The sequence below is a fragment of the Streptosporangium sp. NPDC000095 genome (assembly GCF_042899335.1).
In the GTDB taxonomy this organism is placed as follows: domain Bacteria; phylum Actinomycetota; class Actinomycetes; order Streptosporangiales; family Streptosporangiaceae; genus Streptosporangium.
Genome location: NZ_JBIAZS010000032.1, coordinates 1 through 18,524, shown reverse-complemented (window position 1 = coordinate 18,524; position 18,524 = coordinate 1). Strand labels below are relative to the sequence as shown.

At 64.7% G+C, this 18,524-nt stretch carries 20 protein-coding genes and 4 tRNA genes; 7 read left to right on the top strand and 17 right to left on the bottom strand.

Going from position 1 to position 18,524, the window contains the following annotated elements; genetic code table 11:
- Nucleotides 1-295: 295 nt before the first annotated feature.
- The 4 genes from ACFY3V_RS38515 to ACFY3V_RS38500 all read right to left on the bottom strand — a co-directional run bounded on the left by ACFY3V_RS38515 (nt 296) and on the right by ACFY3V_RS38500 (nt 2,254).
- A tRNA-Phe gene (locus ACFY3V_RS38515) sits at nt 296-369 on the bottom strand.
- A gap of 28 nt (nt 370-397) precedes the next feature.
- Nucleotides 398-472, bottom strand: a tRNA-Asp gene (locus ACFY3V_RS38510).
- 103 nt (nt 473-575) lie between these two features.
- Nucleotides 576-648: transfer RNA gene (locus ACFY3V_RS38505), tRNA-Glu, on the bottom strand.
- 91 nt (nt 649-739) lie between these two features.
- Nucleotides 740-2,254 carry a metallophosphoesterase gene (locus ACFY3V_RS38500; protein WP_362907396.1) on the bottom strand — a complete coding sequence of 505 codons (1,515 nt, stop codon included), beginning with the start codon at nt 2,252-2,254 and terminating at the stop codon, nt 740-742.
- A 34-nt stretch (nt 2,255-2,288) separates the two neighbouring features.
- Between ACFY3V_RS38500 and ACFY3V_RS38495 the strand changes: the two genes are divergently transcribed.
- Nucleotides 2,289-2,639, top strand: coding sequence for a metallopeptidase family protein (locus ACFY3V_RS38495; RefSeq protein ID WP_350941362.1), 351 nt, complete (start codon nt 2,289-2,291; stop codon nt 2,637-2,639).
- A 167-nt stretch (nt 2,640-2,806) separates the two neighbouring features.
- Nucleotides 2,807-4,102 (top strand): MFS transporter, encoded by a 1,296-nt coding sequence (locus ACFY3V_RS38490; RefSeq protein ID WP_362907394.1) that lies wholly within the window; start codon nt 2,807-2,809, stop codon nt 4,100-4,102.
- 1 nt (nt 4,103) lies between these two features.
- Here ACFY3V_RS38490 and ACFY3V_RS38485 read toward each other — a convergent pair whose 3' ends face one another.
- On the bottom strand, nt 4,104-4,562 hold the full coding sequence (locus ACFY3V_RS38485) for a PspC domain-containing protein (protein WP_350941365.1): 459 nt from the start codon (nt 4,560-4,562) through the stop codon (nt 4,104-4,106).
- A 153-nt stretch (nt 4,563-4,715) separates the two neighbouring features.
- On the opposite strand from ACFY3V_RS38485, the gene ACFY3V_RS38480 reads away from it, so the two are divergent.
- Nucleotides 4,716-5,873 (top strand): acyl-CoA dehydrogenase family protein, encoded by a 1,158-nt coding sequence (locus ACFY3V_RS38480; RefSeq protein ID WP_389780245.1) that lies wholly within the window; start codon nt 4,716-4,718, stop codon nt 5,871-5,873.
- Between the two features lie 70 nt (nt 5,874-5,943).
- On the opposite strand, the gene ACFY3V_RS38475 is transcribed toward ACFY3V_RS38480, so the two are convergent.
- Nucleotides 5,944-6,567: a 3'-5' exonuclease gene (locus tag ACFY3V_RS38475; RefSeq protein ID WP_362907388.1), complete on the bottom strand. Its 624-nt coding sequence runs from the start codon at nt 6,565-6,567 to the stop codon at nt 5,944-5,946.
- A gap of 116 nt (nt 6,568-6,683) precedes the next feature.
- Between ACFY3V_RS38475 and ACFY3V_RS38470 the strand changes: the two genes are divergently transcribed.
- Nucleotides 6,684-6,759: transfer RNA gene (locus tag ACFY3V_RS38470), tRNA-Lys, on the top strand.
- 255 nt (nt 6,760-7,014) lie between these two features.
- On the opposite strand, the gene ACFY3V_RS38465 is transcribed toward ACFY3V_RS38470, so the two are convergent.
- Entirely contained in the window at nt 7,015-7,806 is a 792-nt protein-coding gene (locus tag ACFY3V_RS38465; protein WP_389780243.1) for a tyrosine-type recombinase/integrase, read from the bottom strand.
- A 168-nt stretch (nt 7,807-7,974) separates the two neighbouring features.
- Entirely contained in the window at nt 7,975-8,340 is a 366-nt protein-coding gene (locus ACFY3V_RS38460) for a hypothetical protein (RefSeq protein WP_362907384.1), read from the bottom strand.
- Between the two features lie 332 nt (nt 8,341-8,672).
- Here ACFY3V_RS38460 and ACFY3V_RS38455 point away from each other — a divergent pair, with 332 nt between their 5' ends.
- Nucleotides 8,673-8,987 (top strand): hypothetical protein, encoded by a 315-nt coding sequence (locus ACFY3V_RS38455; protein WP_362907382.1) that lies wholly within the window; start codon nt 8,673-8,675, stop codon nt 8,985-8,987.
- A 112-nt stretch (nt 8,988-9,099) separates the two neighbouring features.
- On the opposite strand, the gene ACFY3V_RS38450 is transcribed toward ACFY3V_RS38455, so the two are convergent.
- The 3 genes from ACFY3V_RS38450 to ACFY3V_RS38440 form a co-directional block, all read right to left on the bottom strand.
- Nucleotides 9,100-9,420, bottom strand: coding sequence for a hypothetical protein (locus tag ACFY3V_RS38450; RefSeq protein WP_389780240.1), 321 nt, complete (start codon nt 9,418-9,420; stop codon nt 9,100-9,102).
- Between the two features lie 268 nt (nt 9,421-9,688).
- A complete protein-coding gene (locus ACFY3V_RS38445) occupies nt 9,689-10,261 on the bottom strand; it encodes a tyrosine-type recombinase/integrase (RefSeq protein ID WP_362907423.1) in 573 nt (190 codons plus the stop codon).
- A 587-nt stretch (nt 10,262-10,848) separates the two neighbouring features.
- Complete coding sequence (locus ACFY3V_RS38440; protein ID WP_362907378.1) at nt 10,849-11,454, bottom strand: hypothetical protein; 606 nt, start codon at nt 11,452-11,454, stop codon at nt 10,849-10,851.
- 436 nt (nt 11,455-11,890) lie between these two features.
- Between ACFY3V_RS38440 and ACFY3V_RS38435 the strand changes: the two genes are divergently transcribed.
- On the top strand, nt 11,891-12,361 hold the full coding sequence (locus ACFY3V_RS38435; protein ID WP_389780238.1) for a hypothetical protein: 471 nt from the start codon (nt 11,891-11,893) through the stop codon (nt 12,359-12,361).
- Between the two features lie 417 nt (nt 12,362-12,778).
- Here ACFY3V_RS38435 and ACFY3V_RS38430 read toward each other — a convergent pair whose 3' ends face one another.
- Nucleotides 12,779-13,135, bottom strand: a complete 357-nt coding sequence (locus tag ACFY3V_RS38430; RefSeq protein ID WP_389780236.1) for a hypothetical protein — start codon at nt 13,133-13,135, stop codon at nt 12,779-12,781.
- 350 nt (nt 13,136-13,485) lie between these two features.
- Nucleotides 13,486-13,890, bottom strand: coding sequence for a hypothetical protein (locus ACFY3V_RS38425; protein WP_389780234.1), 405 nt, complete (start codon nt 13,888-13,890; stop codon nt 13,486-13,488).
- Nucleotides 13,891-14,749: 859 nt separating this feature from the next.
- On the opposite strand from ACFY3V_RS38425, the gene ACFY3V_RS38420 reads away from it, so the two are divergent.
- Entirely contained in the window at nt 14,750-14,980 is a 231-nt protein-coding gene (locus tag ACFY3V_RS38420) for a hypothetical protein (protein ID WP_362907371.1), read from the top strand.
- A 130-nt stretch (nt 14,981-15,110) separates the two neighbouring features.
- Here the strand turns inward: ACFY3V_RS38420 and ACFY3V_RS38415 are convergent, their stop codons facing one another.
- The 4 genes from ACFY3V_RS38415 to ACFY3V_RS38400 form a co-directional block, all read right to left on the bottom strand.
- Nucleotides 15,111-15,464 (bottom strand): hypothetical protein, encoded by a 354-nt coding sequence (locus ACFY3V_RS38415; protein ID WP_362907369.1) that lies wholly within the window; start codon nt 15,462-15,464, stop codon nt 15,111-15,113.
- A gap of 513 nt (nt 15,465-15,977) precedes the next feature.
- Nucleotides 15,978-16,448 carry a hypothetical protein gene (locus tag ACFY3V_RS38410; protein ID WP_362907367.1) on the bottom strand — a complete coding sequence of 157 codons (471 nt, stop codon included), beginning with the start codon at nt 16,446-16,448 and terminating at the stop codon, nt 15,978-15,980.
- Between the two features lie 705 nt (nt 16,449-17,153).
- Nucleotides 17,154-17,582: a hypothetical protein gene (locus ACFY3V_RS38405; protein WP_362907365.1), complete on the bottom strand. Its 429-nt coding sequence runs from the start codon at nt 17,580-17,582 to the stop codon at nt 17,154-17,156.
- A 404-nt stretch (nt 17,583-17,986) separates the two neighbouring features.
- Nucleotides 17,987-18,295 carry a hypothetical protein gene (locus ACFY3V_RS38400; protein WP_389780231.1) on the bottom strand — a complete coding sequence of 103 codons (309 nt, stop codon included), beginning with the start codon at nt 18,293-18,295 and terminating at the stop codon, nt 17,987-17,989.
- Nucleotides 18,296-18,524 lie beyond the last annotated feature (229 nt).

The following is an 18,524-nucleotide window of genomic DNA, read 5'->3' as shown; positions in this document are numbered from 1 at the left end:
GGCAGGGATGCTCTTAGCCGCCTTAGAGGGCATTGCCGATCTAGGTCGCAAGGGGGGCAGGGGTAAGAGCCGCGGTTACCGGACCGTCAGGGGTTACCAGATGTACCTGGGAGTAGCCGACCTAGATGACTTCCTCGCAGCCAGAGCTCGTCGTCTCTCCGCCGACATGAACTCATACAAGTCCATACGCACGAACCGCCGCTGATAGGCGCGTTGTCGTCAACGTTGTCGTCAAGCACAACGAAAAGCGCCCCGACCATAAATGGTTCGGGGCGTTTGTGCTGCTCAGTTGCTGTGGTCAGGGGCGGGGTCGAACCGCCGACCTTCCGCTTTTCAGGCGGACGCTCGTACCGACTGAGCTACCTGACCTCGGTGGTGGATCGAACACCTACCAGAGCGGTCCTGACGGGACTTGAACCCGCGACCTCCACCTTGACAGGGTGGCGAGCACTCCAAACTGCTCTACAGGACCTTGCTTCCGGGGCTTTTGTCCCGGTCGTTCTTGCCTCGCTTAGCTTACCAGTTTTCCGGAGGTCTTCGACCTGCCGTTTCCCTGGCGAGCCTTGGCTCGGCCGTGCCCCCAACGGGATTCGAACCCGTGTCGCCGCCTTGAAAGGGCGGTGTCCTAGGCCACTAGACGATGGGGGCTCAAGACTCTCGTCTCGTTCCGTTGCCGTCTTCCGTTGGAGACCTCTGAAGCATAGGGGACTTTTGCCCTGTTGCCAAAGCGGTTTGCGACCTACGGCGACGGTGTGACGGTGACGGACCCCGTTGGAGACGGGGCGGTCGTCGGCACAGGAGAAATTGTACGGCCAGGGTCGGTCTCAACGTGACGCTGGATCTGAACCGACTGCTCGCCCAGCCCGCCCAGGGTGATGTCGTCCCAGGCCCGCAGGCGGTTCGTGTGGGCGTCGAAGTACAGAACGGAGGCCTCGACGGGGGTCGGCTCGTCGTGTTCGAGGGCCCGCAGGCCGGCTCCGCCGGTGGATCCCTGGACCAGGACGCGGGTGCCGGAGGGCAGCAGCTCGGTGGACCGCGCGTGGGAGTGGCCGGCGAGGACCATCGGGGCCGCTCCGGAGAGCCCCTTGGCGATCGTCGGGTCGTGGACGGCGACAAGATCGACCTGCTTGGGCAGCTTCGCCAGTTCGGCGGCGTGCGAGCGGCCGAGGGCGTCGAGCGATTCGAGGTTCGAGTCGACGGGGACGGATTTGTCCGGGGTGAACCGGGGGTCGCCGATGCCGTAGATGCGCAGCCCCGCCACGGTCTTGGCCTCGCCGTCGAGGACGACCGCGCCCTTCTGTTTGGCCACGGCCCGCTGGGTGGCCATGGAGTCGTGGTTGCCCCTGACGAAGACGTACGGAACCCCGAAGGTGCTGATCTCCTCGGTGAACCTGTCCTCGGGGCCCGTGCCGTGATCGGTCAGGTCGCCGGTGTCGATGATCGCATCGATCTTGAACTGGGCGGTGATGGAACGGATGAGGTTCCAGGCGATGGGGCTGAGATGGATGTCGGAGACGTGCAGCACCCGGATCGAGGTGGGGTCGGCGTCGTAGACCGGCAGGGCGGAGACGGCGTCGTAGAGCTGTGAGACGTTGTTGACGAGCTTGGCGAGCTGGACCCGGTAGGACTCGAACCTGGTCACGATCGACTCGGCGTCGCCGACGAGGGACGGCGCGCCGGCGAGCAGACCGGTGTACTTGGGCTCCACCACCGAGTCGGGCCTGAAGGTGAGGGCGACGGCGGCACCCGTACCGGCGATCGCGACGGTGATGCCCAGCAGGCCCGCCAGGGCCGGTCCCGGCCTGCGGAAGACGATCAGGGACGTCACCAGGGCGCCCACCAGGCCGCTGAGCGCAGCGCGCAGGACCAGTGTCCTGACTCCGGCGCTCAGCTCCTCCTCCAGGAGCGCTGGGAGGCGGTCGGCGGAGAAGCGCGGGTCGTCCAGGAATCCGCGGGCCCGCTCGGGGTTGATGTTCTCCAGGGTCACGCGGAGGCCGACGGGGGCGTCGTGGGTGTCGAACAGAAGTGTGCCGAAGGGGTGTGCGTCGACGACGGTCTCCCCGGTCCACGAGGGCTCCGCCGACATGCCGAGCTCCACCGGGCCGACGTTGGCCCGTACGGCACCGCCCAGCATGACGCCGAGCCACGCACCGGCCAGGGCGACGGCGGCGACGGCCACGCCGCGGGCGATTCGCCCGGTGGCGAGACCGGTGACGAAACGGCGGGCTCCCTGGGTCCAATCAGCGAATTTCATGCGCCTCCACCTCTACCCGGGATCACGGGGCAGAATGACGGGTGTGATCGAGATCTCGCGGGAGAAGTTTGAGGAGCTAGTGGCCGAAGCCCTGGACACCATTCCCCCCGAGCTGACGAAAGTCATGGACAACGTGGTGCTCGTCGTCGTGGACGACCCCCCTGAACCGAATCTTCTGGGCCTCTACACGGGTATTCCGCTCACCGAGCGGGGCGACTGGTACGCAGGAGTGTTACCCGACCGGATCGAGATCTACCGCAACCCGATCTGCTCGATCTGCGAGACCGAGGACCAGGTCATCGAAGAGGTTCAGATAACCGTCGTTCATGAGATCGCCCACCATTTCGGCATCGACGATGACCGGTTGCACGAGCTGGGCTGGTAAGCAGCCCACACTGCACGTCAAAGGCCTTCTTTCCGGAATGTCGCGGCTTATCATCACAGTTTGCATGCGCTTAATCGCTTTCGGTTGCGCAGCGGCCCCGCAACAGGCACCGTAGGTTACACAGTGAACACCCACAGTCAGTGTGCCTGCGAGCTCAGCGGAGTCCTATGGCGGCGACAAAGTCCGGCCGACTACCCGGGCGGCACCGCCGTCCGGCGGAACGCCAAGCGACCTACGGCGAGGTCATCGCCATCAGAGAGTTCCGTGCGCTCTGGCTGGGCCAAGGGCTTTCCCTCCTCGGTGACCAGCTCTCACGGGTGGCACTGTCCATTCTCGTCTTCGAACGGACGGACTCGCCCCTCGCGACGGCCTCGGTCTACGCCCTGACCTACCTGCCGCCGATCATCGGCGGGCCGCTCCTCGCGGGACTCGCCGACCGCTACGCCCGCCGGGGCATCATGATCGCCTGCGACCTGCTCCGGGCCCTACTCGTCGCGCTCATGGCGGTGCCCGGCGTCTCGTTCGCCACGCTCTGCGTGCTGGTCTTCTGCGTGGTGCTGCTCAGCGCGCCGTTCTCAGCGGCGCGGGCGGCCCTGCTGCCGGAGCTGCTCAAGGGCGATCGCTACGTGGCGGGCTCTGCCCTGCAGAACATGACAAACCAGGGCGCGCAGATGCTCGGCTTCGCCGTCGGCGGCTTCCTGATCATGGGAATGGGTCCGTACCGCGCGCTGGCGCTGGACGCGTCGACCTTCCTCGCCTCCGCGCTCATCATCGTCTCCGGGGTACGGCGGCGCCCCGCGCCCCTCCCCGCCGACGAGAACCGGCCCTCGATGTGGACGATGACCCGCGCCGGCGCCAGGCTGGTCTTCGGCGACCCCCGGCTGCGTACGCTGGTGCTCTTCGCCTGGCTCTGTGGCTTCTACGTGCTGCCCGAGGGGATCGCTGCCCCGTACGCCGCGGAGCTGACCGGAAATCCCCAGCAGCTCTCGCTGGTCACCGGTCTGCTGATGGGCGCCATGCCCACCGGCACCGTCGTCGGCGCGTTCCTTTTCAGCCGCTACGTCAGCCCATCGAACCGGTTGCGATCGATGGGCCGGATGGCGATGCTCACCTGCGCGCCGCTGATCCTGTGCGCCGCGCAGCCACCGCTTCCTGTGGTGCTGCTGTTGTGGTTCGTCTCGGGCCTGGGTGGGGCCTACCAGCTCGCGGCCAACGCCGCGTTCGTGCAGTGTGTCCCCTCCGAGCGGCGGGGACAGGCCTTCGGTCTCGTCCAGTCCGGCCTGCTCGCCTCCCAGGGCGTCGGCATCCTGATCGGCGGAGCCGCCGCCGACCACCTCGGCCCCGAGCTGGTGGTCGCGCTGGCCGGCGCGGCCGGGCTCGCCGTGGCGGCCGCGCTGGCCGTGTTCTGGAGAGGTTCCCGTAAGGAGATCATCGAGAGGGTTCGCGCGGAGGCGACCTCCTGACTCACACCTGGGGACGGGTGTCGTCCTGCCGCGGCTCCGTGCCGTACGGGGCCTGAGTGGGCGTACCGTACGGGGCCTGGGGAGCGGCGGGCGGGAAGGGGGCCTGGTGGGTGGGGTACTCCGAACCCGGCTGGTGCGGCGCGCGGTGCTGGTTGGTGGCCTTGGCCCAGCCCTGCTCGGCCTTGGTCTTGGCGTCCACCCAGATCGGATTGTCCTTGTTCTTTTCGACCATGTCCTGCAGGAGCGACCTGTCCTTCCTCTCGTCGGGCAGGAGCACCCAGCCGATCGCGTAGACCGCGATACCGAGGCCACCGAAGAAGGTGGCGATCGCGAGGGCCGCGCGGATGATGTTGGGGTCCACTCCGATGTAGCGTCCGAGGCCGGAGGCCACACCCGCGATGATGCGCCCGTCCTTGGTCCTCTGAAGCTTCTTGACGCCGGTGAAGTCGTTTTCGTTCATATCCACAGACTGCCCGAGAGTGAGCTTTCCTCACATCGGGATTCCCCCTGGCACGACCCTGACTCTCACCCCTCCCGAGGCCGGTCACGACCCTGACCTCCGTCCCACCGGCACCGGTAATACCCTGGCAGGGCCGAGAGAGAGGGAAATCCCATGGACGATCTCCTGCGCATCGACGACGCGCTCGTAGAGGAGCAGCGCCTCATCCGCGACACCGTGCGAGAGTTCGTCGCGGACCGGATCCTCCCCCACGTCGGCGACTGGTTCGAAGAAGCCGTCTTCCCCGCACGCGAGCTCGCCCCGGCCCTCGGCTCGCTCGGCGTGCTGGGCATGCATCTGGAGGGGTACGGCTGCGCGGGCCTCGACGCCGTCTCGTACGGCCTGGCCTGCCGTGAGCTGGAGGCGGGAGACTCCGGGCTGCGGTCGTTCGTGTCCGTGCAGGGCTCGCTCGCGATGTTCCCGATCTGGAAGTACGGCTCCGACGAGCAGAAGGACGAGTGGCTCCCCCGGATGGCCGCGGGCGAGGCGATCGGCTGCTTCGGCCTGACCGAGCCCGACCAGGGCTCCGACCCCGCCGGCATGCGCACCCACGCCAAGCAGGACCCCTCGGGCGACTGGATACTCAACGGCTCCAAGATGTGGATCACCAACGGCTCCGTCGCCGACGTCGCCGTGGTCTGGGCGCGGACCGAGGACGGCGTCCGCGGTTTCGTGGTGCCCACGGACACCCCGGGGTTCAGCGCCCCGGAGATCCACAGGAAGATGTCCCTGCGGGCCTCGGTGACCTCGTCGCTCTACTTCGACGACGTACGCCTGCCCGCCTCCGCCGTACTGCCCGGGGTGCGCGGTCTGAAGGGCCCGCTGTCATGCCTGTCCGAGGCCCGTTTCGGCATCGTGTGGGGCGTGGTGGGCGCCGCCCGCGCCTGCCTGGAGTCGGCCGTCGACTACTCCACCTCCCGCGTCCAGTTCGGCAGGCCCATCGGCGGTTTCCAGCTGACCCAGGAGAAACTCGCCTGGATGTACGTCGGTGTGGGGCAGTCGCAGCTCACCGCCCTCCACCTGGGCCGCCTCAAGGACGAGGGCACCCTCACCCCGCACCAGGTCAGCTTCGGCAAGCTCGCCAACGTCCGCGCCGCCCTGGACATCGCCCGCCAGGCGCGCTCCATCCTGGGCGGCAACGGCATCACACTGGAGTATCCGGTGATCCGGCACATGAACAACCTGGAGAGCGTGCTGACGTACGAGGGCACCCAGGAGATTCACACCCTCGTGCTCGGCGAGGCCCTGACCGGCATCCCCGCCTACCGCTGACCATCTCCGGGATCCATCGGTTTCCCGGACTCCTCTTCCCTGACTCCCTGACTTCGACGGCTTCCCGGGCTCACCGGCGCCGTGGAGGCCGCTGGGGAAGCCCGGAGGGCCGCCACTCGGGGGCCTGGGCCGCCCTGGTGAGCTCTTCCTGCCAGGAGACGCCCGTACGCAGGTAGTGGCGGAGCAGTTCGGCGCCCGCGCGGGCGTCGGCCAGCGCGGCGTGGGCCCCGAGGAGCGGGATTCCGGCGCGCTCGCAGCACGCGGCGAGCGTCCACCTGCCCTCGGGGATGAAGGCGGGCGCCAGCCGCTGCGTACACAGGGTCTCGGTCACCCACTCACTGCCGGGAAGGCTCCGCAGGAAGCGCAGGTCGAAGGAGGCGTTGTGCGCCACCAGGACCCGGCCGGCGATCCGCCGCCAGATCTCGTCCAGCAACTCCTCTATCACCGGCGCGCCCTGGACCATCGCGTTGGTGATGCCGTGGACGTGGACGGCCCCGGTGCCGCGCCGGGGGTCGACCAGCGAGTGCCACTCGTCGACGATCTCGCCCCGGGTGTCCAGCGAGACGAGCGCGATCTCGCAGATCCGGTCTCCCCTCGACGGCGAGAAACCGGTGGTCTCGACATCGACCACGACATACCCTGGGCGCGTGGAGACCTGGGAGGCGAAGGCGGGCTCAAGCCCCGAGCTCGTCATGCCTGCCACTCTAGGAGCCGATCCCGCCCCTCACCGGGTGTTCCGCAAACCGATGACCATGAATAGGCCTGGCGACGGACGTTAGTGGACACTATCCTCGGTACGCTGTCACCTGCGGGGCGTTAGCTCAATGGTTAGAGCTGCGGACTTTTAATCCGTAGGTTCTGGGTTCGAGTCCCAGGCGCCCTACCACTCGCGAGCAGGAACGTAGGCTCTGACCTGGGCCTACGTCCCTAGCGATCTTTCTCCGCCCATGCAGCCGGATGCAGTCGAATGCAGCCGTCTGCCAGGAGTCCCGGAATATACGCGGAATGGGACCGCCGCTGTTTCCCCAGGTCAGCCCAAGAGTCCCGGAAGCTCGCGGAACGATTCCGGGACCATGGGGGCCGACACGACGAAGGACCCCGAGGGCTACCCGGAGTCCTTCGTGTCCCGCTGTTGAGAATGTCACGTCGTGAGCACTTCCAAGATCCGCTTGTTGGCCACCTCGTGTTGGCCGTCGATGCACTTGGCGTAGACCTTGAGCAGCACATCCACCCCGTGCCCCGCCCTCTCCGCCACCTCCGGCGCGTGGACCCCCGCGTTCAGCCACAGCGAGACCGCCGCGTGCCGCAGGTCGTACGGTCTGCGTGCGAGCGGTGAGGCGACCTGGTCAGGCGTGAAGGCGTACGACCGGGCCTGCTTCCAGACCATCGAGACCGTGGAGCCGGGGAAGCTCTGGCCGGTACGGGTCCGAAACAGCCGGCCATCCTCGGCGACGCCGTACCGCTCGATGTGCTCACGCAGGATGGCCACCAGCTCCGAGGGGACCGGCACTGTCCGCGTGGCTTTCTCGTCGCGGTGCTTAAGCCCTCGTTCGTCGTTGGACTCCCCCGAGTCGGTGTAACGCTTGTTGCTCTCCGGCCGCGTCTTCTCCAGAGTGAGTGTGCCCCATCCGGTCTCCGGAAGCTCACAGTTCGCCTTGCGCAGACCGGCCGCCTCAGCCGGGCGAAGACCGGCGAAGTACATGCAGGCGAACATGGCCGCCATTATCTGGCCACGGGTACGGCCCGCATAGGTCACCGCGATCAACAGCTGACGGGCCTGCTCAGGATTGACCACCGACCGACGATCGATCTCGCCGCCGGTTTTGACCTTGCGGAACTTGACCTTGTGGATCGGATTTGCCGAAAGCTCCCCCAGCTCCACGGCGTACTCCAGAACGTGATGGAAGACCGCCCGCTTACGCCGGTAGGTCAAGGCGGCGCCGCGGCGCGCCGCCGCACGGCCCTCCCCCCGCCCGCCGTCCGGGCGTGCGGCGTGGGCGCCGGTCCCGAACGGCGGCGGAAATCGGGCCGCCCGCCGCACCGCCCGCGCGCCGCACCCAACCAACCCGCCGCACCGGGGCCGCACCGCCGCCGGTCAACTTCAGACGTGCTCATGCGGTACCGGCTCAGGATGAGCGCGGTACCAGTCGACGACGCGGTAAGTGATGCGATCGAAGGGCTCATCGTCAGTAAGTGGACGCTCGAAGTCAGCGAGGCGATCCAGATCCGCAGACAGCTCTTTCAAGGTCTCCGCATCGAACAACCCCGACGCGGTGAGCTTCTCGCATAGGTAGGCCAGGAGCTGCTCAAAGTGTTCACCCCAGTTGACGTTGCCGTTGCGCTGGGCCTCATCCCGGAGTTTCTCCACTGCCCGCAGTAACTCACCTTGGACGGTGTCCGCCTGCCCTCGGCGCGGTACGTAGGTCTTCCAGATATGGCGAGCGTCAGCGGCGTACTGGGGGTCCATGCACGTGACCGTACAACCTATGCCTCCGGCGGGGGACTCCGCTCCGGGATGATCGAGACTGCCGATCGCAGAGCCGTAGTTGGCTGCGGTGGGGCCTGATCTTCCCGCCTGCCACGTCCCAGGCAAGCCCAACATCTCGACTCCTCCGGATCAAGGCCGTCTGTGACCGTTGGCATCCAATGACCGAGGAACGTCTACCGGCTGACGTACACGCGAAGACGGCCTTGATCCTCCGTCCCTGAGCTGTTGCCCCTCCGGGGTGGGACGAGGCAGACGGGAAGATCCGGCGGGCGGGGCGGGCGCAGGTGCGCAATCCATGCCACTCTGCACCTATGCTCACCGTCCGCCGACTCCTCGACTACCTCACCGGCTTACCCGACGAAACCCCAGTCGTGATCGACGTCAATGCCGGGGATTGGTACCTCCGTGTGGAGGAGGTCAGTGTCACGACTGCCCAAGACGCCACAGCGGGCGGAGACCCCCACGAAGGCACCGAGGTTGAGATCTTCTGGGAACCCGGCCAACACGGCTGGACCGTAAACGGCCCTTCCAAAACGCTCTTCACCCTGGATGACGTAGAGAAGCTGATCGCCGAGCGTGACGCGCTCCGCCGACAACTGAAAGAGCTTCGCTTTTCGGGCCATTAGCGGGCCATTAACCAGGGTGACGAGGGGGCAACCACGGTCACTCACGACCGGTCTCACGCCCAGCTCAGCCGCCCCACCTGCCGTACTCGATGCACTTCCCAAGCTGACAGCTTCAACTCACCGGACGTGGCAGCTTCGGGTAGTGCAGGACCTCCACGTACATGATCCGTCCCTCAACGACGTCAAGGATCAGATCACCTCTCGGCGGAAGCAGTGGCACGCATCTGTGCCCGGGACCGTACGCTCCGTCCGTCCGCTCGGCCGTATAGAAGCTCTGGCAGAAGTCATCATCACATCCGCACTCCTCGTAGAACCGAATGTCCTGGGCGGAGACGGCGAGGTCCTCCTCCCCTTCTTCTCCCAGGCACGCGATGAGATCCGTGACGAGATCGGGGAACAACTCACGTACGAGCGGCCGTTCGATCCTGCTCATGTCACACAGTCTCCCAGCCCTCTCTTCGGAAGCGCCATCAAGATCCGGACCATGCACGGATTCCCTTCCCCGGGCAAGCGGGAGGCGACATCCGAAACACCAGGTCAGAGCGTTGCGAATGCCAATAAGAGCCGTCCACTTTTAATCTGTAGGTTCTGGGTTCGAGTCCCAGGCGCCCTACCCCAATGACCTGGGCAGACCTCCCATTTCCTACTCGGGAAGTCTGCCCAGGGTTGCAATGGTCGCCGTCAGGTTGCGGTCAGCCATCTCAAAGCGCCCGTCCCATCCGGCCCGCTGCCTCGATCGCCAGTGTCTCCGTGATGTGGGTGTACCGCTTGGTCGTGGTGAGCTGGGAGTGGCCGAGAACCGCCTGAATCACTCGGATGTCCACCCCTTGTTCAAGCAGGAGCGTCGCGGCGGTGTGGCGCGCGTCGTGAACGCGGGCGTCCTTGTCGATCTCGGCGAGTCGCAGGAGTTCCTTCCAATCTTCCCAGTCCTCCCCGGCATCGATCGGGTTTCCGTCCGGCGTGCACCACACGAGATCCCAGTCTTGCCACCTGTCCCCCGCCGCTTCCCGTTCGAGCCTCTGAGCCTCCCTGTGGAGCTTGAGGAGAACGATCAGAGGAGGAGGCAGAGCGATGGACCGTTTGCCCTTGCCCTTCGGCTTGGTGAACGTCCAGCCCCCGGCACGATCCGGGCAGGCAAGAGCGTGCTTGGCGCAGTCGGCGGCGCAGAACTTCGGACACGCGCCCCCGTGTTTGGCGCAGTTCTTGCGGCACGCGGTGAGGCAGACGTGCCGACGTCCAGAGGTGCGCTTAGCCTTGGGGCAGTCCTTCGGCAGGGGTAGCGGTGGAGGCGGGCAGCGCAGGCGTGCGGGTCCTCACAGCCGTGCCGGTAGCGAAGTCGCTTGATCTGCCAGAACACCCGGATCACGCCCTTGTCCAGGTCCACGTACTTCCACCGCAGGCCCAACGACTCCGATTGCCGAAGTCCCAGCGCGAGCGCCACCGACCAGCGCGTACCGTTCCGGCGATCCTTGACCACGGTCAATCAAGCGGCGGCGCGCCGCGCCGCCGTACCCGGCCCTCTGCCGCCCGCCGACCGGGCGTGCGGCGTGGGCGCCGGTCCCGGCCAGCGGCGCCCCGGGCCGTCCACCGACCCGCGCACCCGCCGTGTCCAACGAACGCGCCGACCCCAGCGACACGCCGCCGCCCAGGCCAGCCATAGATGCTGGCGATGTCGACGAAGTCGATGCTCTACGCGAGCCAAGATGTTTATGCCCCGGATAGGGGACCAGGCTCCAGAATGACCAGGCGAGTCAGAATGTGCGTCCGCTCAGGTAGACCCTCCATTATCAGGCTTGGTCAACGGTCCGAATCTGAGGTGAGGTCGGCCGGGACCCTCATCGGAGAAGTAACCGACTCCCCCTTACAAGAAGCGTGTAGGAAGATCCAGTACGGGATGGGGGCGGTACAGCCATTCACGATCCAGGCTGATCCCGCTCTCCAGCTCGACGACCGCCAGGCACAACGCCTTGATATAGCCAGCTCCGTACTCATCATCATCGAGTTCGTATTGGCGGAAGAGGGAGTCGTACTTCGCCAGTGGCCCGAGAGCCACAGTCACCTCATCCGGTGAATGTGCTTCGAAATATTCGATATCCCAAGCCCCACCGCTTCCACCACTCAAGGAGTAGCTAAGCCCAAGGTTGTGGGAGTCCCATTGGACACACCAGTGGCGAGTCTTCTGAGTGAGCGCGTCGCGGATCGGGCCGGAAAACTTCGCATAGCCATGCAGGTCGTAAGTGATGACTCCCGAGGCCGCCTGCTCGATGCGAAAGCGTCCTTCCTCCAGCGGGTCGTCGTCATCAGTGGACATGCGCAAGTCAGAAGGATGCATACCCATACGCATAATGACCTCATGGGAAGTCAGCGTCTCCGACAGTGGAAGAGTGACAGTCCAGCACAGGGTTTGTGGGTCCAACACCCAACGGTTGAGCATGTCGCGGTAGCGGGCGATCACTTCGAGAGACATGCCGAGATCCTTTCAGCGAAGCTGGGTATGACGTCCCGGCTGGAAGGCAAAGCTGAAGCCCTCCGACCGGTGATGCGAGATCGTGGACTATACCGGCCTCACGATCGCCTGGCGGTGGCTGATCTTCATACAGGGCTGGGGGCGATCGACGGTCCGAGGTTTCCCCCGGCCCACCGAGCGGCAGAGCTGGGGGCCGTGCCCGGCGTGCCCGTTGCGTGCCCGTCAGGAGGGTCAACAAGGGGGACTCACCGGGATTCACGGATAAGGCGAAACCGTCTCCTACCTGGGCAGTAGCAGGCCACAGAGACGCGCGCCGCAATCTTCCAAACTGGTGATGTCCTACGGCGATTGGGATTGCTCTCACGTTGGCCGTGTCCGTTTATAGAAATGAAGCCAAAACCTCCAAGCTCAACGCCTGGACTGGCATGCTGTAGGCATGATCGAGAAGCAGTCCGCGCCCCCTCGCCAGCATCAGAAAAAAGCCTCGTGGCTCACGATGTTCCTCGTGTGCTCCGCCATCGCAAGCTTGGTGCTCATCGGCGGCCTGCTCTTTCTTAATCGTGACGATTCTCAGCGGACAGACATGTCCACCGTGCTCAACCAGATCCGTTCGGGCGAGGTCTTAACCGCCAAGCTCATCGAGGCCGAGCGGAGAATCGAGATCACTACGAGGGACAAGAAGCGCTTTCACTCTTATTGGGGCGAGGTCGGCGATCAAGGCTCAGAGCTTACCGACGAGCTCCAGAAGGCCGAGCTTCCGGACGGCTACACAGTCGAGGTTCCCAAGCGCTGGGGGTGGTTCTCACCACTGGGGGCCGGCGGGTACCAGGGTTGCACTTCGGGTTGCAATACAGGGGCGTTCAAAGCCGTTCAGGATGGACCGCGCAGGCCCGCTGACCTGCATTGAACTGTCTGGAACAGCGCAAGATCGATCTTTTAATCCGTAGGTTCTGGGTTCGAGTCCCAGGCGCCCTACTCGCAGAACCCCCACCGACGTGGGGGTTTCTCTTTCTCTGGGAATCCATAGGTGCAGCAGACCTCCCACGGGAGACCAAAGGGAGACCGACGGTTTCGGACGACTCCCCCACGGCGACCTTCCGGGGGACCAGTGCGGCGATAGCCTCGGCCGCCTCTCGGAACACCTCCGGCATGATCGACGTTTAGGTGTCTGACGTGATCATGATCGACGAGTACCGCAGCATCACCTGAATGGTCTTCACCTCCACGCCAGCCGACAGGCCCATGGTGGCCGCGCCGTGCCGCAGGTCATGCAGCCTGATCGACGGCAAGCCCGCCTCGAAAGCCAGTCACCCGAACTGCTCACTCACCCACGCGGGATGCAACTCCGAACCGTACTCGCGGGTGAACACCCGACCCGTCTCCTGCCATGCCTCGCCCCACGCCAACCGTTTCTTGTTCTGTCGGGCACGGTGAGCTTGTCCAACGCGATCGGCGCCTCGGAGTCCGTCTTGGGGTCGGCCTCCTCGACCTTCCAGCCGACCTGGACGAGCTGCGTCTGGACGGTCAGGAGACCGGCGTCAAGGTCGATGTCGATGTCGACCCAGCGGATCCCGCACGCCTCACCGCGGCGCAGCGCCCGGAACCCGACGAGGTGAAACAGGGCGTGTAGCCGTTGCAGCACGGCACGGTCAAGGAACACGCCGAGTTGAGCAGGGACCACACCATGACCGGACTCGGCCGCTTGACCGACGCCCACACCTGCAACACGTTGACGACCTTCTTGTCCCCTGCCTCCTTACAGGCCAGCTCCAGCGCCCGCTCGTACTCGGCGGTCCACACAGTGACTCGTTCCTGTGTCCAGACCAGGCCTTTCGGTCTCTTTGAGGAGATCCGGGTTGGCGGGGGCGGCCTGTACTCGGTCGCCATAGTTCCCAAGCCGGTGAAGGCGGCGGTGTTGTTCGCCTGCCGGTGCGGGGTTCGGAACCATGTCGAGGCTCCGGAGAGGGACGGCCGGACGAGGAGTAGGTCCGGCGCGGAGCCGCTGACTTCGTAGGCGGGGGCTCCTACATGTCACCGGCCAACGCATCCGGCGTGCGCGGCGGACAGCGCGCTCTCCTTCTGCACAGCGCCGTCCAGGCTGGTGGGATCCATGACGGTGACGGCCTGGACGAGCTGCCAGGCAATGCCTGCCCACTTCTGATCGTCGCCGACGCCGTTGAAGTTCTGAACCTTGAGAGCTGCGGCCTCAAGCGGTGCCTGATTGCGAGCTTCCCAGACATCAGATACCCGAATCGGGTGAGCGAGCTCGGTTTGGAGGGTAGCGTCGTTCTGCTTCTTGGCGCGGGTGGCAGCTTCGTCGTGAGCCGTGATGAAGGAGCGGCAGGCATCGACAAGGTCAGCGGGCGGCTTACCAGCAGAGAAGCCAACAATGATGAAGATGCCGATAGTCGCAGCAGCAGTGATGGTCGCGGTCACGAGGATGATGAGAACTGTTTTCATGGACGGCCTCTATCTACGTATTCAAGGCGGCTGGGAGCATGCAAGTTGTTCATCCGTGACTCCGGTTCGGCCGAGCACTTTGGCGATGTTGTCGCCGATCTCCTCGTACGGCCATGTGTGCTGAACCTTCTCGCATCCGATCCTGTAGAGCGCAGGCATCGGCTACTGCCATGTGCGAACATCTCCCCCCAAAACACTCAGAGCGAATTCTCCCACTTTAGGGTTCGCGGACGCATTGATGAACCAGTTCCGCCCGAAAACGATCACGTAGTTGCCGCGCATGTTCGGCTGCAATGCGAAACTCCACAGTGCCGGATTGACTGGTTCCGGAAAAACGTGAACCGTTACTCGTGCGAGCCCAGTTCGGCAAACGCCATAGGCTTGCATGCCCACGTCTCGCCCGTTGATGATCAGGTGATCGTAGGTAACTCTGTCGCACAACTTCCTGGAGCTTGCCTTCTCAAGGGTGAGAACAAGATCCGTAGCGTTGAGGTAGCTTCCGCCATCGGCAGGTGGCGGGCCAGTAGCAATTATATTTCCGGGTGACGAAGAGGGTACCGCCAGTGATGTCACCGTCTGCGTTGCAGTGACCGTGACGGTTCCTTCGAAAGCGCAACCAGGTACAACCAATAGGCCGATAAGGGCGAGATTGACTCTTTTGCACCCAAGCGGCATGACGGTGACTCCAGAGACAGTAGTTACATAACGCAATAGAGACGCCCCGACCCGCGTATTGGAGGACAGAGAATGTCGGCAATTAGCGGCGACAAGGCCAACGAATCCTGGGCCGGAAGCAGCTCGCCACTACCAGGGCGGCAAATGTACTAGGAGTGCCATGACAGTTCGAAGAAGGCAGTGTCCTGACCTGCCCGAACCCGTCCGAGCGGCCATCGAGGAGCAGGTCGGCCCGGTCGCCGGCGTCCGATCGGCGGAGATTGAGCTGACCTCCAGAGTCGCCGCACACCTCACCACCACGGGGGTCGTCTTCTTCATGAAGGCGGCCCCCGCCGCCACCCCTGTCGCCGGATACCTGCTGGGCCTTCGTAGTGTAAGAAACTACATTTGATCAACACTCCGGCTCAGCGCTCGCTCTACATGATTGCCCCGCTTCCTCCTCGTTCCCACCTGACCTAAGACGAAGAAGCCCCGCTCGCCCTTCGTGGTGAAGGGCGAGCGGGGCATTGTTGAGTTCAGGACTAGTACTCGTAATCCACCGTGACGCGGTCTTGAGGTCCACTGCTCGTGGGATAGGCGCCTCCATGCAGGGTGTGCTTGACGGTGATCGTGCCTCTGGGGTCCAGACCACTGAAGGTGTAGATCCACATTCCCAGGCTACTGTTGAGGTCGAATGCGCCTGTGCACTTGTAGTCAGTGGTGGCACCCGGCTCCTGGTAGCAGATATCGACCGTCTCGGCGACCCTGCCGTTGTAGTAGGGCTGGAGCAGCAGGAGTGTGCGAGTAATCTGCCCGTTGCTTGGGGCGGCCGGGTTACTGAAGTAGGTGATGGCGTCGCCGCCGTCAAAGTTGATCGTGCCGTGGGGTTGATACACGGTCCATGACCCGGCGGTTGCTGCGGACGAAGGTAGAGCGACGACGGTCGGAGCGAAAAGCGCGGAGCCGAACAGGGCAACGGAAAGTAGGCGTCTGAGCACAATCCCTCACAAAGGGTAGGTGTAGGACGCTAGTGAGACGGCCGCCAATGGTGCCAGGTTGCCTAAATGTCCGGATATGGACATTTTTTATTCGCTTTGTGCGATGAACGTTGCATTGCGTAATCAATAGGGTTTGTCTTACCTTTTGAAGCGACAAAGCTCCTTCATCATTTCTGGCTCTGTTCACCCCCTAAGTCCATGGTGGTCACCTCAGCCTTCTCGCTTCCGCCCGTGGCGAGCTCCAGTCGAGCCCACCAGTCGAGCCCAAGCGGTGTCCCGGTCGAGGGCTCTGATCGCGGCGCTCAGTTCAGAATCCATACCGCTCATGCTCACGGGCCAGGCTGATCGTCCCCGGGCTGAAAGACAACGCCCCCGTCCGACGGGCAGGGCAGAGGTGTCAACCAGATACTGCTACTGCACGACCTCACCAAGAGCAGCTTCGAACGCTTCAGCCTGATCCGGCGTCAACTCCTTCGATACCCGCAACAACACCGGCCCCGCCACATAGTCGTACTCACTGAGCAGGGGCAGCTTCTTCCCGATCTCCTGAATGTAGTCGGCCCGCTGCTGCGCCTGGTCTGCCTCGTCGAACACCTCGACGCTACCGCCCAGCCCCACATCCCCCTTCTCCTTGCTAGCCACGTCCGCCGCGTTGATGCGGCTGTCGGTGAACGACGCCTTGGACGTGTAGCCGTTCGGCCGCCCCAACTGCTTGTTCGGGTCGGTCTCCGCCGTGTACGTCACGGTGAGCGTAACCGGCAACCCCTGCCCGGCGATCGCCTTGATGACGCCAGCGGCGTCGAGGTCGGTGGTCGGCCCGCCGCATGCGGTGAGGGAAATCAGCAGGATTGCGGCGGCTGTGAGGGCGAGGGAAAGACGCACGGGCGGGGTCCTTCGGGGAAGAGTGGGATACGCGGGCCTTGTGGGACGGCTGAGAGCGTCTCCGGGGTTGCTTGAACGAACATGGTTCTGGCGGGTGTGGCCCCTCGCGCAGGGGTTGGGGTGCCCCATTACAGATCAGAGCGGGGCCACGGGGGCGTTGCACCCCCATGGCGCCTGCCGTTGCAGGGGTGTGGCACCTGGGCTGTTGCAGCCCGTGGCAACAAGATCAAAAATTGTTCGGGTGCTCTCCACACGCAGCCGTACGCGCGGGGAGCCGCCCCGCCGTCACTCCCTCAGATGGGGAAGTGACGGCGCTCAGCCGACATCGGGCCGCTCCGGCACGTGCCCCCGCGTTCAGCCACAGCGAGACCGCCGCGTGCCGCAGGTCGTACGGTCTGCATGCGAGCGGTGAGGCGACCTGGTCAGGCGTGAAGGCGTACGACCGGGCCTGCTTCCAGATCCTCAAGCGGCGGCGCGCCGCGCCGCCGTACCCGGCCCTCCGCCGCCCGCCGTCCGGGCGTGCGGCGTGGGCGCCGGTCCCGAACGGCGGCGGCCCGAGCCGTCACCGACCCACGCACCCGCCGTACCCAATCCACTCGCCGCCCCGGCGACACGCCACCGCACAAAGCTAGCCACATCATCGCCAGCCGATCTACTCCGCTCGCGCTCGGGGTTTCCCAGCCACGCCGTTCCCGGCTCCCTGAGTCATTCATCATCCAGCGCATCAACGAAGTAGGTCCCCAAGGAGCCGGTCAAGTTTCGTGGTTTCCTCCGCCACCACCAACCCTCCTTGAGGACAGTCCGGTGATATCGAGAGATCGCCTTGCCTCCGTCGTCAACGGTCGCCGCGCGAAAACGCTCGTCGAGCGGGTGGATCTCCGAGTGCCAGATCGCCCGTACCGGGTGCGTCAACATCGGCCACGCCTCAGCCAGCCAGTCCCGGCAATAAAGATCGTTGGTGTACTCATCCACCATGTCGTCGTATCCACTCTCGATCTCGGCGACGAGCCATGCCCACTTCTCAGCCATCTCGGACACGGTGAAGACCTTGCGCCACCCCTTCGCATGCAGCACCTCACCTGCATGGACCATCGACGCACAATCCTCAGCCGACAGTCCTCTCTCATCGACCATATAGAGATCATTCCTGATCGAAGCTCTGCGCGTACCTCACGCTGACATCAATCGCTCTCGCGAGTCCAGAGCCTTCTACCTTTCGACCAAATGCCTCCGGCGGGGGCACTCGGCTCCGGGATGATCGACGTTGCACCACGAAGGCCATAGGTGGTTGAGGTGGAAGCCGGATCTTCCCGCCTGCCACGTCCCAGGCAAGCCCAACATCTCGACCCCTCCGGATCAAGACCGTCTGTGACCGTTGGCATCCCATGGCCGAGGAACGTCTACCGGCTGACGTACACGCGAAGACGGCCTTGATCCTCCGTCCCTGAGCTGTTGCCCCTCCGGGGTGGGACGAGGCAGACGGGAAGATCCGGCGGGCGCGGTGCGCGCAGTGTGCGAGAAACACCAACTTGCCCAGCTCAATGTGAACCGCTGATCTCGGGACAGCCTGGCGGCTCCGCGATCTCAACGCCGAAGGGCGCCACAACCCCCATCTTTACATCAGGCGTGTAACCGTCGGCCGTCATCCAGGGCAAGGGGGAGCTGGTCGGGAGGACTTCCTCTGCTCGCAGCTCTTCCTCTTGCCATTCAAGGAACGACTCATCCAGCGCGAGGTACTCGGCATCTGTGAGTGGCCGCACTCGACAATCCAGCGGGGCGGCGGTGCTGAGCGTCGGCACAGCCACCAATGCCATGATCAGCAACAAGGCCGTGCTCTTCCTCTTCATGCGCCATCACTCCCAACCGCTCACCACCGGACCAACGAAGTCAGCAGCATGAAGCATCTTGATCACGAATGGGAGGGTGCCGATGATTGGGAACCGATTCTGCATGTGCGGACGGTGAAGCGCTCCAGGCCAGGCCAGAGCCTCCATCAGACCCAGTGAGACTAGAAGGGCAGGCGTTCCTGGTGGGGTCTGACTCAATCAAACCCTGGCCTCGACAGTGAGTGTCTTT